Source organism: Pseudoxanthomonas sp. YR558 (genome assembly GCF_900116385.1).
Taxonomy (GTDB): Bacteria; Pseudomonadota; Gammaproteobacteria; order Xanthomonadales; family Xanthomonadaceae; genus Pseudoxanthomonas_A.
The window spans coordinates 1,093,569-1,113,785 of the sequence record NZ_FPCI01000002.1; the positions used below are offsets into that span (position 1 = coordinate 1,093,569).

17 protein-coding genes are annotated in these 20,217 nt (G+C 65.9%); 9 read left to right on the forward strand and 8 right to left on the reverse strand.

What is annotated here, in order from left to right:
- Nucleotides 1–56: 56 nt before the first annotated feature.
- The 4 genes from BM365_RS16710 to BM365_RS16725 all read left to right on the forward strand — a co-directional run bounded on the left by BM365_RS16710 (nt 57) and on the right by BM365_RS16725 (nt 5,358).
- Nucleotides 57–1,601, forward strand: a complete 1,545-nt coding sequence (locus tag BM365_RS16710; protein ID WP_093490586.1) for an N-acetylmuramoyl-L-alanine amidase — start codon at nt 57–59, stop codon at nt 1,599–1,601.
- A 64-nt stretch (nt 1,602–1,665) separates the two neighbouring features.
- Nucleotides 1,666–3,471: a DNA mismatch repair endonuclease MutL gene (mutL, locus tag BM365_RS16715; RefSeq protein ID WP_093490851.1), complete on the forward strand. Its 1,806-nt coding sequence runs from the start codon at nt 1,666–1,668 to the stop codon at nt 3,469–3,471.
- 28 nt (nt 3,472–3,499) lie between these two features.
- Nucleotides 3,500–4,411: a DUF1684 domain-containing protein gene (locus tag BM365_RS16720; RefSeq protein WP_233210837.1), complete on the forward strand. Its 912-nt coding sequence runs from the start codon at nt 3,500–3,502 to the stop codon at nt 4,409–4,411.
- Between the two features lie 11 nt (nt 4,412–4,422).
- Nucleotides 4,423–5,358: a TraB/GumN family protein gene (locus BM365_RS16725; RefSeq protein ID WP_093490587.1), complete on the forward strand. Its 936-nt coding sequence runs from the start codon at nt 4,423–4,425 to the stop codon at nt 5,356–5,358.
- 16 nt (nt 5,359–5,374) lie between these two features.
- Here BM365_RS16725 and rnfB read toward each other — a convergent pair whose 3' ends face one another.
- The 6 genes from rnfB to BM365_RS16755 form a co-directional block, all read right to left on the reverse strand.
- Nucleotides 5,375–5,788 (reverse strand): Rnf electron transport complex subunit RnfB, encoded by a 414-nt coding sequence (gene rnfB / locus BM365_RS16730; RefSeq protein WP_093490853.1) that lies wholly within the window; start codon nt 5,786–5,788, stop codon nt 5,375–5,377.
- Between the two features lie 24 nt (nt 5,789–5,812).
- Nucleotides 5,813–7,879, reverse strand: coding sequence for a methionine--tRNA ligase (gene metG / locus BM365_RS16735; RefSeq protein WP_093490588.1), 2,067 nt, complete (start codon nt 7,877–7,879; stop codon nt 5,813–5,815).
- A gap of 119 nt (nt 7,880–7,998) precedes the next feature.
- Entirely contained in the window at nt 7,999–8,439 is a 441-nt protein-coding gene (locus tag BM365_RS16740; RefSeq protein ID WP_093490589.1) for a DUF2147 domain-containing protein, read from the reverse strand.
- A gap of 93 nt (nt 8,440–8,532) precedes the next feature.
- Nucleotides 8,533–9,300: an SEL1-like repeat protein gene (locus BM365_RS16745; protein WP_139227451.1), complete on the reverse strand. Its 768-nt coding sequence runs from the start codon at nt 9,298–9,300 to the stop codon at nt 8,533–8,535.
- A 164-nt stretch (nt 9,301–9,464) separates the two neighbouring features.
- The gene (locus BM365_RS16750; protein WP_093490591.1) at nt 9,465–11,456 is read right to left on the reverse strand and encodes an alpha/beta hydrolase family protein; all 1,992 of its coding nucleotides are present in this window, start codon (nt 11,454–11,456) and stop codon (nt 9,465–9,467) included.
- A 135-nt stretch (nt 11,457–11,591) separates the two neighbouring features.
- On the reverse strand, nt 11,592–14,474 hold the full coding sequence (locus BM365_RS16755; protein ID WP_093490592.1) for a TonB-dependent receptor plug domain-containing protein: 2,883 nt from the start codon (nt 14,472–14,474) through the stop codon (nt 11,592–11,594).
- 244 nt (nt 14,475–14,718) lie between these two features.
- Here BM365_RS16755 and apbC point away from each other — a divergent pair, with 244 nt between their 5' ends.
- The 3 genes from apbC to BM365_RS16770 all read left to right on the forward strand — a co-directional run bounded on the left by apbC (nt 14,719) and on the right by BM365_RS16770 (nt 16,823).
- The gene (gene apbC / locus BM365_RS16760; RefSeq protein WP_093490593.1) at nt 14,719–15,582 is read left to right on the forward strand and encodes an iron-sulfur cluster carrier protein ApbC; all 864 of its coding nucleotides are present in this window, start codon (nt 14,719–14,721) and stop codon (nt 15,580–15,582) included.
- 95 nt (nt 15,583–15,677) lie between these two features.
- The gene (gene dcd / locus BM365_RS16765; protein ID WP_093490594.1) at nt 15,678–16,250 is read left to right on the forward strand and encodes a dCTP deaminase; all 573 of its coding nucleotides are present in this window, start codon (nt 15,678–15,680) and stop codon (nt 16,248–16,250) included.
- A 36-nt stretch (nt 16,251–16,286) separates the two neighbouring features.
- Nucleotides 16,287–16,823, forward strand: coding sequence for an RDD family protein (locus tag BM365_RS16770; protein ID WP_233210838.1), 537 nt, complete (start codon nt 16,287–16,289; stop codon nt 16,821–16,823).
- Between the two features lie 3 nt (nt 16,824–16,826).
- Here the strand turns inward: BM365_RS16770 and BM365_RS16775 are convergent, their stop codons facing one another.
- Together BM365_RS16775 and BM365_RS16780 are read right to left on the reverse strand one after the other, a co-directional pair.
- Complete coding sequence (locus BM365_RS16775) at nt 16,827–17,234, reverse strand: HIT family protein (RefSeq protein WP_093490596.1); 408 nt, start codon at nt 17,232–17,234, stop codon at nt 16,827–16,829.
- Nucleotides 17,231–17,890: a dienelactone hydrolase family protein gene (locus BM365_RS16780; protein ID WP_093490597.1), complete on the reverse strand. Its 660-nt coding sequence runs from the start codon at nt 17,888–17,890 to the stop codon at nt 17,231–17,233. The genes BM365_RS16775 and BM365_RS16780 overlap by 4 nt, the downstream gene beginning before the upstream one ends.
- A 139-nt stretch (nt 17,891–18,029) precedes the next feature.
- Between BM365_RS16780 and rimO the strand changes: the two genes are divergently transcribed.
- Nucleotides 18,030–19,391 carry a 30S ribosomal protein S12 methylthiotransferase RimO gene (gene rimO, locus BM365_RS16785; RefSeq protein ID WP_093490598.1) on the forward strand — a complete coding sequence of 454 codons (1,362 nt, stop codon included), beginning with the start codon at nt 18,030–18,032 and terminating at the stop codon, nt 19,389–19,391.
- Nucleotides 19,388–20,215 carry a DUF3025 domain-containing protein gene (locus tag BM365_RS16790; RefSeq protein ID WP_093490599.1) on the forward strand — a complete coding sequence of 276 codons (828 nt, stop codon included), beginning with the start codon at nt 19,388–19,390 and terminating at the stop codon, nt 20,213–20,215. Before rimO ends, BM365_RS16790 begins: the two co-directional genes overlap by 4 nt.
- The last annotated feature ends 2 nt before the right edge of the window (nt 20,216–20,217 follow it).

Here is a 20,217-nt window from a genome sequence, read left to right on the forward strand (position 1 = left end):
GATTATTAAGGGAAAACGTCTTGCATTCGTGACCTGATGGTGCTTGAATCCGCGGCATGAGCCCGGGGATGCCCACCACCGTCATGCTGCGCGCCGCCTTCGCGGGGGTGCTGGCCATGCTGCCGGTGTCGCTTTGGGCGGGTGAAGTGACCGGCGTCAGCCTGGCGCAGGGCGCCACCGGCACCCGCGCCGAGATCCAACTGGCCGGTGCGGGCCAGTACAAGACCATCAGTCTGAAAGGCCCTGATCGGCTCGTGGTGGACCTGCCCGCGTCGAAGGCGCGTGCCGGCCTGCGCCTGCCGGCACCGGCCGGTATCGTCCGCGCGGTGCGCACGGGGCAACCCGATGCAAACACCCTGCGTATCGTCTTCGACCTCGCCTCGCCGGTGGCCGCGCTCAATCCGCGCATGGAACAGGCCGGCGACGACTCGCGTCTGGTGATCGAATGGCCGGGCGATGGCGCAACCACTGCCGCCTCGACGCAGGTGGTGGTCAGTGCGCCTTCGACTGCGACGGCGACGCCACCCACTGCGACCTCCGCCTCTCAGGCGCAGGCTGATGCCGCACGCGCGACCGCGCTGCTGACGGCACAGGTGGCGCAAGCGGGCAAAGCGCCTGCCACGTCGCCGCCGGCGACCACGCCCAGCGCATCGCCGTCGCCGCAGGCCATCCTCAACGGGCAGGCGACCACGGCGGTCGTCACGACGAATACCGGCAATCCGCCGCCCACCTACACGATCGCGACCGGCCAGCCGACCCCGGTGCCAGGTTCACCTGCAGCGACTGCCACGTCCGACGCGACCGTCGTTGCGCCGTCGTCGGTCGTCACCGCCGGCATGCGTCCGCTGGTCATCGCCATCGATCCGGGCCACGGCGGCCAGGATCCCGGCGCCATCGGCCCGAGCGGTCGCTACGAAAAGCACGCGGTGCTGGCCATCTCGAAGGAACTGGCGCGCCAGATCAATGCCACGCCCGGCATGAAGGCGTACTTGGTCCGCGATACCGATGTCTACGTCGAACGCCCGCAGCGCGCCCGCAAGGCCCGCGCGGCGAAGGCCGACATGTTCGTCTCCATCCACGCCGATGCGGCGGAGAACCGCAGCGCCTGGGGCTCGTCCGTCTACGTGCTGTCGCTGCGCGGCGCGTCCTCGCAGCACGCGCGCTGGCTGGCCGACAAGGAGAACGCCTCCGATCTGGTCGGTGGCGTCCGCCTGACCAAGGACACGCTCTCCAACGTGCTGCTGGACCTGGCCCAGAGCGGCCACATGAAGGCTTCGCAGGACGCGGCGGGGCACGTGCTGACCTCGCTGAAGGACCTCGGCAAGACCCACAAGCCGCAGATCGAGTTCGCCAACTTCGAAGTGCTGCGCAATTCCGACATGCCGGCGATGCTGGTGGAGACGGGCTTCATCTCCAATGCGGACGAGGAAAAGCGCCTGTTCGACCCCGCGCATCAGCGCAAGGTGGCGGGCGCGGTGCTGGATGGCATCCAGTCGTACTTCACCCGCCAGCCCCCGCCGGGCACGCTGTTCGCGGCGCGCGCCCAGGCCGAGGCCGAGGCACGCAGTGTTGCGGCAGGTGGGGCCGCCGGCGCGCCCTGATCGCGCGTTCGCTCGGCTATCATCACGGCTGAATCCCCAGACGGCGCGCCTGCGCCGCCAGCACGTGCCGATCCGCCAACTCCCCGACACCCTGATCAACCAGATCGCCGCCGGCGAAGTCGTCGAACGCCCCGCGTCCGTCGTCAAGGAGCTCGTGGAAAACGCGCTGGACGCCGGTGCGCGCCGCGTGGACATCGATCTCGAAGAAGGTGGCGTCCGCCTGATCCGCATCCGCGACGACGGCGGCGGCATTGCGCCGGAAGAACTGCCGCTGGCGGTGTCGCGCCATGCCACCAGCAAGATCGCCTCGCTGGATGACCTCGAAGCGGTGGCGACGCTGGGTTTCCGCGGCGAAGCGCTGCCATCGATCGCGTCGGTCAGCCGGTTCTCGCTGACCTCGCGCCGAGAGCAGGATGCGCATGGCGCCTCGCTGCAGGTGGACGGGGGCAAGCTCGGTGAGGTGTCGCCGAAGCCGCATGCGGTCGGCACCACGGTGGAAGTCCGCGAGCTCTTCTACAACGTGCCCGCGCGCCGTAAGTTCCTGCGCGCCGAACGCACGGAGATGAGCCACATCGAAGAGTGGTTGCGCTCGCTGGCATTGGCCCGCCCTGATATTGAACTACGCGTCTCGCACAACGGCCGCCCCTCGCGGCGCTACAAGGCGGATGAACTCGAATCGCTGGCGCGCCTGGATGAAACGCTGGGCGAAGAGTTCGCCCGCAGCGCGCTGCGCGTGGATCATGCGGCCGCCGGCCTGCGCCTGCATGGGTGGATCGCGCAACCCAGCTATTCGCGCGCCAGCGCCGACCAGCAATATGTCTACGTCAACGGGCGTTCCGTGCGCGATCGCAACATCGCGCACGGCGTGAAGATGGCGTACCAGGACGTGCTCTTCCACGGTCGCCAGCCCGCGTACGTATTGTTCCTCGAGCTCGACCCCACGCGCGTCGACGTGAACGTGCACCCCGCCAAGCACGAAGTCCGTTTCCGCGACACCAGGCTGGTGCACGATTTCGTCTATCGCACGCTGCACGAGGCGCTCGCGGAGACGCGCGCTGGCGTCGTGCCGCAAGATGCCGTGGCATCGTCATTCGCGGCGCGTCCCGCGGGTTCGATCCCCTCCGCCTGGATGCCGACGCAGCAGTCGCCGCTGGGGCTGTCGGTGGCGGAAGCGCCTGCCGCCTACGCCGCGCTATATGCGCCGGCGATCGACGCGTCGCCGGGCGCTACGGCGAACTATCCTGCGCCCACCATGCCGGTAATGCCGGCGAACGATCCGGACGGCGTGCCGCCGCTGGGTTTCGCCATCGCCCAATTGCACGGCATCTACATTCTTGCCGAGAACGCCGACGGTTTGATCGTCGTCGACATGCATGCCGCGCACGAGCGCATCGGCTACGAAAAATTGAAGCACGCGCACGACGGCATCGGATTGCGCGCGCAGCCGCTGTTGGTGCCGCGCGTGCTGGCCGTCGCCGAGCGCGAGGCGGACGTGGCCGAACGCGAAGCCGGTACGCTGGCCCTGTTGGGTTTCGACATCACACGCGCCGGCCCGCAGTCGCTGAGCGTGCGCAGCATTCCGGCGCTGCTGTCCAATGCCGATCCGGAAGCGCTGCTGCGCGACGTGCTCGCCGACTTGCGCGAACACGGCGAAAGCCGCCGGGTAGCGGCGGCGCGCGACGAATTGCTGGCGACGATGGCGTGCCACGGTGCGGTGCGCGCCAACCGCCGGCTGACGCTGCCTGAAATGAACGCCCTGCTGCGCGAGATGGAAATCACCGAGCGCTCGGGGCAATGCAACCACGGCCGCCCGACCTGGGCGCGCTTTGCCTTGAACGAGATCGACCGCTGGTTCCTGCGAGGACGCTGACATGGGGATGAAAACAGGATGGCTGGGGATGGCCATGCTGCTGGGTTTGCTGGTGGGGTGTGGCGATGCGGACGAAAAAGCCGGCGCAGCCGGCAAGGTCGTGGACGCGCGCTTCCTGGCCGACAACACGGCATGGCGTGAGCAACGCAAGAACGAACTGGTCGCACCGGATGGCTGGACCAGCCTCGTGGGCCTGCACTGGATCGAACTGAAATCGCACTTCATCGGCAGCGGTCCCGCCAGCGGCATCAAGCTGGTCGTCGGGCCGCCCAAGATGGGCATGATCACCCAGCAGGATGGCCGCATCTTCTTCACACCCGAGCGCGGCGTGGATCTGACGCTCAATGGCGAGCCGCTGAAAGGCCGTGTCGAACTGCAGAGCGATCGCGATGCAACGCCGGGCGTGATCGGCTTCGACGAAGGCAAGGGCGCATTGTCGGTGATCGAGCGTGGCGGTCGCCATGCTCTGCGCGTCAAATACGCCGATGCGGAATCCCGTACGCAGTTCGTCGGCCTGAACTACTGGCCCGCGCTGGAGAGCTGGCGTGTCGAGGGCCGCTACATTCCGCATCCGCCGGGGAAGACGCTGACCATCGTCGACGTGATCGGCGTGGCGAACGAATCGCCGAATCCGGGCGCAGTGGAGTTCGAGCGCGACGGCAAGACGTTCCTGCTCGAAGCGCTGGGCTCGGCGGATGGTCCGTTGTTCTTCGTGCTCGCCGACCGCACCAGCGGGCACGGCAGCTATCCGGCCGGGCGCTTCCTCGATGCCGAAGCGCCGCGCGACGGCAAGGTGGTGCTGGACTTCAACCGCGCGTACAACCCGCCGTGCGCGTTCACGCCGTACGCCACGTGCCCGCTGCCACCGGCGGAGAACCGCCTCGATCTGCTGGTCGAAGCAGGCGAGAAGGCGTACGCCAAACCGATCAAAGTGCTTTGAGGAAGGAACCGATGAAGTTGCACATGCTGCTGAAATCCCTCGTCGCCACGGGCCTGCTGGCCAGCGCCTCCGTGCTGGCCGCCGATACCGCCAAAGCGCCCTCCGCGCCGGTGCCCTTGTTGTGGAAGGTGTCGGACAAGGACAACGCGGTGTACCTGCTCGGTTCGTTCCACCTGCTCCGGCCGAGCGACTACCCGCTGTCGGGCGACGTGGACGCGGCGTTCGCCGATGCGGAACGGCTGATGTTCGAACTGGCGCCGGCGGAGATGCAGTCCAGCGCCGTGCAGCAGCTGATGCTGCAGGCGGCGCTGCGTACCGATGGCAAGACGTTGCAGCAGGAACTGGACGCGGCAACCTGGGCGCGCCTCGAGGCCTGGACCGCCAAGAACGGTATGCCGATCGTGGCGTTCAACAGCTTCGAGCCCTGGTTCGTCGGGCTGACCATCAGCATCGTCGAGATGACCCGTCAGGGCCTGGATCCGAAGCTGGGCCTGGACAACCACTTCATGGACAAGGCCAAGGCGGCGGGCAAGCCCACGGCAGGGCTGGAGCTCGCCCAGGAACAGATCGGCGTGCTCGACGGCATGGATGCCGCGGAGCAACGCCAGTTCATCATCGAGGCGCTCGACCAGGCCGCCAAGGGCTCGGTGGAAACCGAACGCCTGCATGCCGCATGGCGTCGTGGCGACGCCGAGGGTCTCTGGACCGGCATGGCGGCGGACATGAAGCGCCAGTACCCGCGTCTCTACACGCGCATCAACGTGGAGCGCAACGACGCGTGGGTGCCGAAGATCCGGCAGATCCTCGATCAGCCGGGCGACGAGGATGCGCTTGTCGTCGTCGGCGCGCTGCACCTGCTGGGCGAAGACGGGGTGGTCGAGAAACTGCGTGCGCGCGGCTACAAGGTGGAGCGCGTCTGTTCCGCCTGCAAGGCGGGAACCCGCTGAGACCGGTCCCGCGGCATCACGGCGCCGCGGGCACCAGCACGATGCAATCCACCGGGCATGCGGGCACGCACAGCTCGCAGCCCGTGCACAGCGCATCGATGACCACGTGCATGTGCTTGGCGCCACCGATGATGGCATCCACGGGGCAAGCCTGGATGCACTTGGTGCAGCCGATGCAGTCTTCTTCCACCACCACGGCCACGATGGGTGGCGTGTGCGAGCCACGGCTGCGATCGTAGGGGCGCTCAGGAACCCGTAGCAGGTGCGCCAGCGCACGCGCGCCGGCGTCGCCGCCCGGCGGGCAATGGTCGATGCCTGCTTCGCCGCGAGCCATCGCTTCTGCATACGGCCGGCAACCATCAAAACCGCACTGGCCGCACTGGGTCTGCGGCAGCAGGCGGTCGAGGCGTTCGACGAGCGCGGCGTCCATCGCCGTCACGACGCCCGGGGGGCGTCAGCGCACCGGCATGCCGGGCAGGGCGCCGGCATCCGCGTCCAGCAGCGCCAAGGCGCCGCCGTCGAAGCCGGCCGACAGGATCATCCCTTCGCTCAGGCCGAAGCGCATCTTGCGCGGCGCAAGATTGGCGATGAACACCACCTTGCGGCCGACGAGTTTTTCCGGCTCGCCGTAACTGCCGCGGATGCCGGAGAAGATCTGGCGCTGACCCAGCTCGCCGGCATCCAGCAGGAAGCGCAGCAGCTTGTCCGAACCCTCCACGAAGCCGCACTCCAGCACCTGGCCGATACGCAGGTCGAGCTTGGCGAAATCCTCGATGCCGATCGTGCCGCCCGCGTCCTTCGCGTCAGCCGGTGCGGGCGCAGCCTTGGCCTCTGCCTTCTTCTCGGGTGCTGCAGGCGCCGGCGTGGCGGCGAGAGTGTCCTTTGAGGCGTCGGTCATGGCGTCGATCAGTTTCGGGTCGATACGGGTGAACAGGGGCGAGTAAGGCTGGATGGTGTGCGCCTGCAGTGGCGCGGCGACATCCGCCCAGGTTTCGACGGGCGCGCCGAGGAAGGCCTCGGCTTCCGCGCTCGTACGCGGCAGGACGGGCTTCAGCGCAGCGGCCAGGATGCGGAACAGGTTCAGGCCTTGCGTGCAGACTGCCTGCAGTTCCGCGTCGGCGCCTTCCTGCTTGGCGATGACCCAAGGCTTCTTCTCGTCGATGTACTTGTTGGCTTCATCCGCCAGCGCCATCGTCAGGCGCAGTGCAGTGGCCGGTTCGTTGCGCTCGTAGGCGTCGGCGATCGGGCCGAGCGCGTCGACGAAGCGCTGGTACATGGCGGGATCGGGCAGGACGTCGGCCAGCTTGCCGCCGAAGCGCTTGTCGACGAAGCCAGCGCAGCGACTAGCCAAGTTGACGAACTTGCCGACCAGGTCCGCATTGACCCTCGCGATGAAGTCGCCGAGGTTCAGGTCGAGGTCGTCCACGCCGCCGGAGGACTTGGCCGCGTAGTAGTAACGCAGCGCTTCCGGTTCCAATCCGGTATCCAGGTAGGTGCGCGCCATGATGAAGGTGCCGCGCGACTTCGACATCTTCGCGCCATCCACCGTCAGGTAGCCATTGACGTGCAGGCGCGTGGGCGCACGGTGGCCGGTGCCTTGCAGCACGGCCGGCCAGAACAGGCCATGGAAATTGACGATGTCCTTGCCGATGAAGTGGTGCAGCTCCACCTCGGTACCGGCGGCCAGGTGCGGTTCGAAATCGAGGCCGCGCTCGGCGCACAGGTTCTTGAAGCTGCTCAGATAGCCGATCGGCGCATCGAGCCAGACATAGAAGTACTTGCCGGGCGCGCCCGGGATCTCGAAGCCGAAGTAAGGCGCATCGCGCGAGATGTCCCATGAGCGCAAGCCGCCTTCGGCATCCAGCCACTCGCGCAGCTTGGCCTTCACGCCCGGCACGGCGACGTCGCCGGCCAGCCATTCGCGCAAGAACACCTCGAAGCGGCCAACGTCGAAGAAGTGGTGCTCCGAATCGCGGATTTCCGGCGCGCTGCCGGAGAGGATGGACTTCGGTTCCTTGAGGTCGGTCGGTGCATAGGTGGCGCCGCAGACCTCGCAGTTGTCGCCGTACTGGTCCGCCGAGCCGCAGTTCGGGCAGATGCCCTTGATGTAACGGTCGGGCAGGAACATGCCCTTGGCTGGGTCGTAGAACTGCGCCACGGTGCGGCGGCTGATGTGGCCACCGGCGTCCAGCCGCTGGTAGAACGCTTCGGTCAATTCGCGGTTGGCCGCCGAGTTGGTCGAGTCGTAATGGTCGAACGCCACGCCGAAAGCGGCGAAGTCGCGCTCGTGGCCGGCCTGGATGTTCGCGATGAAGGCTTCGGGTGTCACGCCGGCCTTCTCGGCGGCCAGCATGATCGGTGTGCCATGCGTGTCGTCGGCGCAGACGAAGTACACCGTATCGCCCCGCATCCGCCGCGCGCGCACCCAGATGTCGCCCTGGACATAACCCACCAGATGGCCCAGGTGGAGCGGGCCGTTGGCGTAGGGCAGGGCATTGGTGACGAGGGCGGTGCGGCTCATGAGGGGCTTCGTGACGGGGGTTTGCGATTATCGCATGGACCAGCGGACACCCCTTTCCGCGCCCGAAACGCAGCGGGCCCGGTATGACCGGGCCCGCAGTGACGTCTGTCGCGCGGAACTTACTGGCGGATCCAGGTCTGCGACTTGCAGATGAAGGCGATGCAGCCGGATACCTCCAGCTTCTTGCCGCCTTCGATCAGCTCCATCTTCGACTTGTACACCTTGCCCTCGTCGGGCTTGAGGATGGTGCCGCCGGCGTAGTCGCCGCCGCCCTCGGCCTTCATGCCGCGAATGATCTCCATGCCGGTGATCGGCTTGTTCTTGCGATCGTCCTTGCACTTGTCGCAGACCGGGTTCGGCTTGCTCGGGTTGATCAGTTCGACGATGCGCCCGCTGATTGCGCCGTTGGCGGCCTGGGTGATCTCGACGTAGGACTTGGGCTTTCCGGTCTCGCTGTCGATGGTCTTCCAGCGGCCCACCACCGGGTCGGCGGCGGAGGCCACCAGCGACAGGGCCATCAGCGGGGCGGCCAGGCAGATGGCCATCAGGGTCTTGCGCATGTTCCCCTCCCAGGGATGTAGGTCAGGCCCGCCGGCGACGCCGACGGGATGCGGCAGTTATACCGCATCCGCTGGCGTATGGAAGAAGCCTGTTCAGCCGTCCTTTCGGGTGCCGAGACCGCTTTCGTCGGTCTCCGGCGTCTCGGGTTCTTGCGCGTCGATTTGCGGAGCGGCGGCGGGGATGCGGGATGCAGGGGGAGGCGTGCCAGGCACCTGTTCGACGCTGCCCACGGACACGCGTCCGATGCGGGGCTTCATCCAGATATCGTCGTGCCAGGCCTGGTATTGCTTCGGATCCCAGTAGCGATCGTCGTAGAACTTGCTGCCGTCGATCGGGATGAAGCCGCCCGGACCCGGGATGTAGATCTGCAGATTGCCTGTGAAGCCCGTGCGGCTGCCGGTCGACCTGCGCTTTTCGCGCCTCAGTACGTTGGCGAGGCGTGGCTGCGCCGCTTCGTCGCCGAATCGCGCATAGATGGCCTGGCCTTCCTCCACCGCGCGGGCGCGCTCCTCCGCGCTGAGTTGTTCCCAGTAGCGTTCACGCAGGCCCAGGAAACCCATGTAGCCGCGCTCGGACGCCAGATCCATCCAGGCGTACGCCAGTGCGCGATCCTGCGTCGTGCCCTGGCCCGTCCACAGCATTTCGCCCACCATGCCTTGGGAGGGTTTGTCGCCGTAGTAGGCGGCGCGCTGATAGAAGCGGAACGCCTCTTCGAATTCGCCGGCCTTGAAGCGCTTGAGCCCCAGCAGGCGATAGCGCAGGTCAGGATGCCCGGTCAGGAAGCCCGCGCTGAGCATCATCGCATCGCGGGTGGGGTCGGGTGGTGGCTTATCCGCGCGCGCATCAAGTGGGGTAGCCACGGCAACTGCAAGCAGCAGGAGAAGCGGGATCGTCCTGAGATGGCCCATGTGCACTCCGACACGTGTGTTGGCGGTTGAATCCGCAGTGTGACCGGCGCTAATGCGCCGGTCACGTCTCGGAAGTCATGGGCGAGATCCCATGAGATGCGCGCCCGATACGTCTGTTACTTCGCGTCGGCTGCGCTTGCGCCGACCTTGCCGCCGATGTGTCGGTCGAAGAAGGACAGCATTTCGGTGTACAGCTTCACCCGATTGTCGACATCGTAGAAGCCATGCATTTCGCCGGACTGGATGATCATCCCTTCCGGTGCGTTGCCGGCGGCGATCAGTGCCTTGTTCATCAGTTCCGTCTGCTCGGGCGGCGTTCGGACGTCGCGGGCACCCGCAGCCAGATAGACCGGGATCTTCACTTCTGCGGCACGCCGTGCCGGTGAGTTCTCCGCCCACACTTTCTTGTCGGAGCCGTGCGTACGGCGCAGATAGCGTTGGCCGGATTCGGTGCTCGGGATGTCTCCCTTTTCGAACATCATTTCCACGTCATACACGCCGACGTAGCCGAACGTGCACTTGAACATTCCAGGTGCTCGGATAGGCGCCATCAGCGAGGAGTAGCCGCCGAAACTGCCCCCATAGATGCAGATGCGGTCCTTGTCTGCGTGTCCTTTCTGGATCGCCCACTGGGTGGCGTCGATGATGTCGTTCTGGATGCCCTGGCCCCACTGCTGGTGTCCCGCGTTCTGGAAGCCGCGGCCGTAGCCGCCGGAGCCGCGGTAGTTCACCTGCAGTACGGCATAACCGCGGCTTGCGAACAATTGCGTCTCGCCACTGAATGCCCAGTCGTCGCGCGGGCCGATGGGGCCGCCATGCGGGTTGACGATGAGCGGCAAATTCTTGCCGTTCGAGCCGTTGGGAATCGTCAGGTAGCCGTGGATGCGCTTGCCGTCGCGCGCGACGAAATTGAAGGGCATCACAGACGCCATCTTCGCGGGGTCCAGCTGGGGCAGCCGCTTCATCAGGAAGCGCGCCTTGCCGGACTCGCGATCGTACAGATACAACTCGCCCGGATTATGGTCGCTGTAGACGCTGACGATGATCTTCTTGCCGTCGGTCGTGTAGCTGGAGAAGTCGACCATCTGCCCTTCGAACGCGGCGGCAAGCGATGCATAGAGCTCGGCATCGGGGTGCGCTTCGTCGATGAGCTTCACCGCAGGCGCCCCGGCTTCGGTGACGACGCTGATAAGCGTGGTGTCGTCGGTCGACCAGATCAGGTTGCTGATCTGCGCCACCGGGTCGTGGAACAGCGGCTTGAACTCGCCGGAGGTGGTATCCAGTGTGCCAAGCGCCGCTGGCGCTACTCCATCGTCCTGGGAGACGTACACGGTACCGTTGCGGTTGGTGTGGATGACGCCGAGGTGCTTGCCGCCCGATTTCGATGCATTCACCAGCGTCCACTCGCGTCCATCGCGCCGGTAGAGTTCGGTCCGCTCATCGAACTCGCCCTCCTCATTGCGGCTGGACGAGCACACGGCGAAGCGTGCCTGCTTGTTCTCGTCCAGGGTGACGTTGCAGTTTTCCTTCGGCGCACGGCCGAGCGACGTCCGGCGGCCATTGAACACATCGAGCTTGACCAGCTCGGTGCCGGCCCCTTCGCTGGAGCGTGGCGAGCGGGCGTCCATGATCACGAACTGGTCATCGTCGCGAAGCGTATCGACCAGGCTGAAGCGCTCCGAGGTCACGGTCTTGGAACGCTGAGTCACGTCCTGGGAGCCGTAGAAGATCAGCGGGCGGGGCTGCGAGCCATCGGCGTTGACGGCGAACCACTCGCCCGTGCTGAACGGCTGAGCGTAGCCACCCATCTTGCGTACTGCATTGAACATCAGGCGATCGGGGCTGACCCATTCGAACGAGCCGACGCTCTTCTTGTCGGGCAGCTGGCTGACGTTGAGGATCTTGAGGTCGCTGGTCCGCATCGTCGTGAGGACGTCCTGGTCGCCCCGATCCACGGTGATCGCCAGGTATTCGCCTGTGGGCGAGATTTTCGCGGTGCTGAAAGCGGCATGGCTGACGAAATCGCGGACAGGCTGGGGCGCCGCGGCCTGCGCATCGGGTCCCGCCAGTAGTGCGGCCAGGACGAGCAGTGTTCCCTTGTGCTTCATCTTGAGTTCCTTGAGTGGCGGCGATCGTCGCGTCACCGCCGCGATGTCGATGACCAGCGCCGCATGGCGGTGGCGCCGGAAGAAAAAGACCCGGCGTCGCCGCCGGGTCCTTGTGTTGCAGAACGCATCAAACCATCAGTTGAACTTGTAGGTCGCTTCCAAGCCCACCTGACGGCCGATCGGATCGAAACCACGCCAGTAGTACGGATAGGTGTAGTTCGTCTTGTCGATCGGATGGTGGTTGTCGAACAGGTTCACCACCGACAGGCGCAGGTTCAGCTTTTCGGTGATGTCCTTGGCCACGCTCGCGTTCCAGGTGATGAACGGTGCGATGCGGGTGTCGAAGTCCGAATAGGCAACCGGCACGGTCGGATCCCAGATCGGGGTGCTGCCCAGGCGGTTCATGAACACCGTCGCCATCCAGTCGTCCTTGGACCAGTTCACGGTCAGGCGGACGCGGCTGCGGTTATCCAGATTGCTGTTCAGGTCGCGGTAGCTCAGCAAAGCCTGGTCGGCCGAAAGCTTCTGCGTCTGTTCCAGCACGTGGGTCCACTGCAGCGTAGCGCTGAAGTCGCCGAAACGATCCGTGTCGAGGCGGTAGCGCACCGTCGCATCGACACCCTTCGTGCCGAGGAACGACTGGTTGATGGGGCCGCTACGGATCTCGGTGATCTGGTTGGTTTCGGGGTTGCGCGTGATGCGGCCCAGCGTCGCCTGGCAGTACGCGCTGCTCAGCTCATACGGGAAGTTGGAACCATTCGGGTAGCGGCCGGTGTTGCAACCCAGTTCCGCTTCCAGGATGGTCGCGCCGCTCTGGACGTTGACCACGTCCTCCAACTCGACGACGTAGTAGTCGGCGGCCAGCGACAACTGGTCGGTGACGTCCCAAACGAAGCCTGCGGTCCACGACTTACCCGTTTCCTCTTCCAGCGTCGGCTGGCCCTGCGAGGTGGTGAACGCCGAGTAGTTGTAGTTCGCGCCCGCCGCACCGCAAACCGACGAACTGGTGCCGATGCCGTTGAGGTAGCAGCGGTAGTAGTCGGTGATCGCGCCGAAGGAGCCGCTCGGCTCGGAGAACACGTAGTGCATGTCCGGCGCCTTGAAGCTGGTGGCGTAGTTGGCGCGGATCAGCAGGCTGTCGAACGGACGGAACTCGAGGCCTGCGCCCCAAGTGCGCGCATCGTCGACATCGGTGACGTCGTCGTACTTGTCGTAACGGCCCGCCAGGGTGCCCGTCAGCATGCTGAAGATCGGCACCTTGAACTCGACGCCGGCTGCGTAGCGATTGCGCTCGCCGCTGCCGCCGGTGCCGGTCAGGTTGTAGATCTCGCGGACGCTCGGCAGGATGCGGCGATCGCTTTCCAGATCGTAGCTCTGGCGCGATGCCTCGACCACGCTGGCGAACGAAAGCGGGCCGGCCGGCAGTTCGAACAGATCGCCCGAAAGCACGAAGTTGGCGGAGGCGTTACGCGACACGGCTTCGTAGTGCACCAAGGTCGACATCGAGGCGTAGTCCGCCGGCGAGATCGGGCCGTAGAAGCGGTCGAGGTTCAGGCGATAGACCGGCAGGCCGTTCGGCACGCCGGCCAGGCCCGTGTAGGCACCCTGACCCGTGGTGCCGAGGCGCGAACCCATGAAGTAGTCCGTCGCACCGGCCACCGTGAGGCGCGGACGGTCACGGACGATTTCATACTGGGCGCCACCCAGGGTGAACTCCCAATCGAAACGGTCGGCGAAGGTGCCGCGCATGCCGAAGGCCAGATCGAGCGAGTCTTCTTCGAACTTCTGGTAGGTGCCTTCAGAGCCGCCGTACGATTCCGGGGTGATCGCGCGGATCGGGAAGATGCGCATGCCCAGGCCCGGGTCGTAGAAGTTCGCACCCGCCTGCGGGCCGCCCTGCCACTGTTCGACGCCACCGCCCAGACGGCTGCGGGAATGGAACGCCATCGCGCTCGCCCAGCCTTCCAGGTTGTCGGTGAAGTTGAAGGTGCCGTAGACGTAGCCGGACAGGTCATTGCTGCCGTTCGAGACCGTCTGTTCCGCCGGGAAGCGGTCGTAGCCGCAACCCGGACCCAGGTTCGCACCGGTCGCCGAGCTGGTGTAGAAGTGGTAGCTGTACAGCGAGCTGGCGGAACAATCGCGACCGGCGGGCAGCACGTAACCCTGCGTGGCGCCGGTGCTGCTGAGGCGACGGATCTGGATGCCGATCGGCGGCTGGTAGCCGCCGCGGCCATTGCCCGCGGCCAGAGGGTAGGTTCCCGGAGGTGCCGGATTGTCCGCGGCCGAATCCATGAAATCGCGCTGATAGCCCCAGAGCGCTTCCGCGTTGTAGGACTCGAACGCGTACGTCACGCTCCAGTTGTCGCCGGTCTTGCCACCCACCCACTGGATGTCTGCAATATCACGGCCGCCGTCGGTCGAGGTCTGGCCCTTGACCTTCAGAATGTTGCCTTCGTAGTTGGTCTTCAACACGATGTTGACGACGCCGGCCACGGCATCGGAGCCGTACACGGCCGAGGCGCCACCCGACAGAATCTCGATGCGCTCCACCGCCGCGGCGGGGACGTTGTTGAGGTTCTGGAAGTTGCTGCGGCCGTTGTAGGGGAACGGATAGTCGTTCGCGCGGCGACCGTTGATCAGCAGCAGCGTGCGACCGGGGCCGAGGCCTCGCAGGTTCACCGGGCTGGCGTTCGGCGTGAAGCCGCCCGCGGCGTTGAAGTCGTTCTGGACTGAACCGGTGTTCTGGCTCAACGAGTCGATCGCGTCGGCCACGGTGTTGAAGCCTTCCTGCCTGATCTGTTCCGCCGTGATGACGGTGACAGGCGACGGCCCTTCAATCTCCGAACGCTTGATGCGCGAACCGACCACCTGCACCTTGCCCAGGTTGGTGGTTTCGGTGTTCGTGGTGGTGCTGGTGGTGGCGTCCTGGGCAAATGCCGCGCCCGGGATCAGCAGGGCGGCGACTAACGCCGCGCCAAGCGGATGGCGCCGGAGCGCCTTCGCGTTTCCGTAGTTCATTGGTGAATCCCCTAGAAATCCGTACGTGTATGCGGCTCGCAAGAGGACCGTTCCCATCGGTCCAGGCCGCGTAAAAGCGTCCATGCAACCCGACATTAACACGGAATTAATGTGTTGCGCGTATCACAGAATTATTTCTCGTGTGTGATGCTGCATTCATGGTTATGAGTGACCTGTTCAGGTTCCGGTAGCCGTGGGTGCAGTGCGACAATGACGTCACCACAACGGCTTGTAGTCTTATCAAGTGACTGAAAAAGAAGGAAATTACGAGCGCCCTCGCACCCATGCCGTCCAAGGCAACCTGTCTCCCCACCCTCGTGTTCGCAACGTCATCGCGGTCGGATCGGGCAAGGGCGGGGTAGGAAAGTCGACCACGGCGGTGAACCTGGCCCTGGCCCTGGCGGCCGAAGGCGCCCGCGTAGGGCTGCTGGATGCCGACGTCTACGGCCCGAGCATCCCGGCGATGCTGGGCCTGTCGGGGCGGCCGGACAGCCCGGACAACAAGTCGATCGAACCGATGCGGGCATTCGGGGTGGAGGCCATGTCCATCGGCCTGCTGGTCGACCAGGACACGCCGATGATCTGGCGAGGGCCCATGGCCACCTCGGCGCTCATGCAACTGTTCAACGACACGTTGTGGGGTGACCTGGACTATCTGCTGATCGACCTACCGCCAGGTACGGGGGACATCCAGCTGACGCTGGCGCAGAAGATCCCGGTGGCCGGGGCGGTCATCGTCACCACGCCGCAGGACATCGCCACGCTGGATGCCAAGAAAGCGCTGAAGATGTTCGAGAAGGTCGAGGTGCCGGTGCTGGGGATCGTCGAGAACATGGCCGTCCATACCTGCTCCAACTGCGGCCACGTGGAGCACCTGTTCGGGCAGGGCGGTGGCGAACGGATGGCCGCACAATACGGCGTGCCGTTGCTGGGCTCGCTGCCGCTGGACATCGCCATCCGCGAGCAGGGCGACGCCGGCCAGCCGGTCGTGGTCGCTGCGCCCGATTCGGCAGTGGCGCAGGCCTACCGGCAGACGGCGCGGGTCATGGCGACCACGCTGGCCCAGCGCCCGCGCGCGCCGCTTTCCATCCTCTCGTCGCTGGTCTAGCGGACCGGCACAGACGGCGGGCGGCAGCCCGCCCTACAATTCCCCGTCCGCCGCGCGCCGTCCGCGTGGCCTTCGCCCCACACACCAGGATTTGCATGAGCATCAAGAGCGACCGTTGGATCCGCCGCATGGCCGAAGAGCAGGGCATGATCGAGCCGTTCGAGCCGGGACAGGTGAAGCAGGCCAACGGCGAGCGCATCGTCAGCTACGGCACGTCCAGTTACGGCTACGACGTGCGCTGCTCGCGCGAGTTCAAGGTATTCACCAACATCAACTCCACGATCGTCGACCCCAAGCACTTCGATCCGAAGAGCTTCGTGGACATCGAGGCCGACGAATGCATCATCCCGCCCAACAGTTTCGCGTTGGCGCGTACGGTCGAGTTCTTCCGCATCCCGCGCGATACGCTGGTGGTCTGCCTCGGCAAGAGCACCTATGCGCGCTGCGGCATCATCGTCAACGTGACCCCGCTGGAGCCGGAGTGGGAAGGCCACGTGACGCTGGAGTTCAGCAACACCACGCCGCTGCCGGCGCGCATCTACGCGAATGAAGGCGTCGCGCAAATGCTGTTCTTCCAGTCCGATGCCGACGATGTCTGCGAGACCAGCTACAAGGATCGCGGCGGCAAGTACCAGGGCCAGACCGGCGTGACGCTGCCGCGCACCTGATATCTCTCTTCAGCCAACGTAACGCAGGGAAGCACGATGCAAACACCGCCGCCGATGCCGCAGGACCCCTATCGCACGCCTGATGCGGAGGTCGCGTCGACGCCCGGCACTGGGCTCGACCCGGCAATCCGCGCGTTGCGGCTAGTTGCGGTCCTGATCGATGGCTGCATCGCCTTAGTGGTGATGGTGCCGTTGATGTTCATGGGCGGCTATTGGGAAGCGGCGTTCGAGGCGGGGCGCTCGGGCGGGTTCGGCCTGATGCCGCTGGGCACCACGCTGCTGTGGGCCGCCGTGGGGTTCCTCGTGTTCGTGCTGATCCAGGGCTATCCGTTGCAGATGACGGGACAGACCTGGGGCAAGAAACTGCTCTCGCTCAAGATCGTCGACCTGCAGGGCAACAAGCCGCCGCTCGCGGACCTGCTGTTGAAGCGGTACCTGCCCACGCACGCGATCGCGAACCTGCCGTGCCTGGGCCTGATCTACGTACTGGTGGATTCGCTGATGATCTTCCGCGCCGATCAGCGCTGCGTGCATGACCTGATCGCCGGCACGCGGGTCGTCAAGACGTCCTGATCCCTACGCCAGGCGCTGGCGCCAGCTATAGACCCGGGCTTCCAGGGCCGCCGGGTCGTGGCGTACCGCAGTCCCGCTGCCCCACACCGGCCCCGGCCAAGCAGCATCGCCTTCGTGGCGTCCCACCAGATGCACGTGCAACTGGCGCACGATGTTGCCCAGCGCGCCGATATTGAGCTTCTCCACGCCGGCCTGAGCACGGATGAGCTGCCCGGCCTGGTTGATCTCCGCAAGCAGCAGGCGCTGTTGTCCGCCATCCAGCTCCAGCCATTCGCTGACGCCGTTCACGCGTGGCACCAGCACCAGCCACGGAAAGCGGGTGTCGTCCATCAGGCGGACCTGCGACAGCGGTCCGTCGGCGATGAAGGCGCTGTCGGCAGCCAGGCGGGGATCGAGGACGAAGTCGGTCATGCGAGGTTCCGTGCGAAAAAATCGAGGGTGCGTTCGCGCGCCAGGCGCGCACTGGCGGGATCGTAATCCGCGCGCAGGTCGCAGTTGAAACCATGGCCGGCGGGATAGGTGAAGACCTCCATCTGCGGCAACGCGTCCCGATGGGCCTGGACCATCTCGGGCGGGATGGAAGTATCCCGTTCGCCAAAGTGGAACATCACGGGCGCGCGCGGCGTTTCTTGGAGAAAGGGCAGGTTGCGCGCCCCGTAGTAGCTGACCGACGGCAAGCCCAGCCGCAGTGTGGCCAGCAGGGCGACGGTGCCGCCCCAGCAGTAGCCCACGGTACCGACGTTGCCTTCGCCCGCCAGCGACTCGGCGGCGGCACGGGTGATGTCCGCAGCACGTTCGAGGCCCAGTGACGTGATCAGCGACTTTCCGCGTGCGATGCCTTCGGCGTCGTACTCCAGCTCCAGGCCGGGTTCGATCGGATCGAAGTAGGCCGGCGCCAGCGCGATGTATCCCTCCCGCGCGAAGCCCTCGGCCACGGTGCGGATGTGCGGGTTGACGCCGAAGATCTCCTGCGCCACGACCAGCGCACCGCGCGGCACGCCCTCGGGATCGGCCCGCCAGGCATGGATGCGGCCGTGTGGGGACTCGAAAGGCAGCCATTGGCCCATGGGTGCGCTCCGTTCTTGGGGGCGGACTAGTGTAGGCGCCGCGGGGTGCGCGGCGAGCGCAGTCTGAACGGCCCGGCCAGGCCTGCCGATGGCCCGGGGCTATAATCCGCGGCCCCGTACACGCCGCCGCCGTACTCCCATGTCCCTGCAGAACCCCAAGGTGGGCTTCGTCAGCCTCGGCTGTCCGAAAGCCCTGGTCGATTCCGAACGCATCCTCACCCAGCTTCGCGTGGAGGGATACGACATCGTGCCGACCTACGACGCAGCGGACGTGGTGGTGGTGAACACCTGCGGGTTCATCGATTCCGCCGTGGCCGAATCGCTCGATGCCATCGGCGAAGCGATGAACGAGAACGGCAAGGTCATCGTCACCGGCTGCCTGGGCAAGCGCCCGGAACAGATCCGCGAGCAATACCCGGACGTGCTGTCGATCAGCGGTCCGCAGGACTACCAGAGCGTGATGGAAGCGCTGCACGCGGCGCTGCCGCCGAAGCACGATCCCTTCGTCGACCTGGTGCCGGACTACGGCGTCAAGCTGACGCCGCGGCATTACGCGTACCTGAAGATTTCCGAAGGCTGCAACCACCGCTGCAGCTTCTGCATCATCCCGTCGATGCGTGGCGACCTGGTGTCGCGCCCGGTCGATGACGTGCTGCGCGAGGCCGAGCGCCTGGTGCGCGGCGGCGTGAAGGAACTGCTGGTGGTGTCGCAGGACACGTCGGCCTACGGCGTGGACGTGAAGTACGCCGAGCGCGAATGGCGCGGCAAGGCGTACCAGACACGGATGAAGGCGTTGTGCGAGGGTCTGGGCGAACTCGATGCCTGGGTGCGCATGCATTACGTCTACCCGTATCCGCACGTCGACGACGTGATTCCGCTGATGGCCGAAGGCAAGGTACTGCCTTACCTGGATATTCCTTTCCAGCACGCCAGCCCGCGCATCCTCAAACTGATGAAGCGTCCCGGCGCCGTCGACAAGACGCTGGAGCGCGTGAAGCGCTGGCGTTCGATCAGTCCCGACATCACCCTGCGCTCGACCTTCATCGTCGGCTTCCCCGGCGAGACGGAGCAGGAGTTCGAGGAACTCCTGCAGTTCCTCGACGAAGCGCAGCTGGACCGCGTCGGTGCGTTCGCCTACTCGCCGGTCGAAGGCGCGGCAGCCAACCTGTTGCCGGACCCGGTGCCGGAAGAAGTGAAGCAGGAGCGCCTGGCCCGTTTCATGGAGAAGCAGGCGGAGATCTCCGCCGCGCGCCTCGAAGCGAAGATCGGCACGGTGCAGCAGTGCCTGGTGGACCTGATCGAAGACGATATCGCCGTCGCGCGTTCGAAGGCCGATGCGCCGGAGATCGATGGTCTGGTGCATATTCAGAATGGCGGCGAATTGGGGCTGCGCGTCGGCCAGTTCGTCGACGTGGAAATCACCGAGAGCGACGAGCACGACCTGATTGGCGATGCGATCGTCGAAACGGCGGGGCGCCCGCTCGACGTCAAGATGCTGTGACCGGGCCGGCGACGGGCGCGCATGCAGGCAACGGCCGGCGTCGTTTCGTCGCTCCCCTGCGCGGGCACGTCGATGCCGCATGCTTTCGGCATCCCCTGTTCGATGGGTATGGCGAGTACCGGGACCTGCTGACGGCCCCGCACTGGCCCGACATCGAAACCCTCAATACGCGGATGCCGCTCTCCGGGCCTCGTTTCGCGAGACAGGATGCCGGCTTGCTTGCCGACGGGCTGCATTACGAAGCGCGGACCGCGCAGGGGTGCATCGCCACGCGTGCGGATAACTGGCATGACTTGTTCAACGCGATGGTCTGGCTGCGTCATCCGACTCTCAAGCACGCACTCAACCAGCAGCAGTGCGGGCACATCGCGCGCATGGGCTCGCGTGAGCGCAGTCCCGCGCAGCAGGCGCTAACCCAGTTCGATGAAAGCGGCGTCATCGTGCAGGTACGCGATGCGACACTGCTGGATCTGTGGGACCGGCACGACTGGGTGGCACTGTTCCATGCGAACGCCGCACGCTGGCACGATGGCGGCATCAGCATCGCTGCGGTGGTGGGGCATGCGCTGATGGAACAGGTGTTGGTGCCCGGGCGCTTGCTGGTCGGCAAGGGCCTGGTGGTACTCGGCGATCCGGCAGACGCACTCAAGCACGTGGTCGAATCGATTTCAGCGGGCGCGACCCTTACTACGCCAAGCGAACTGCGTCCGCTGCCACTGGCCGGCATTCCCGGGTGGCATGCAGGACAGGATGCGGCGTTCTACGGACAGCAGGACTACTTCCGTCCGTTGCGGGACGGCCGCGTTTACCCGCGACCGTTGTGAGG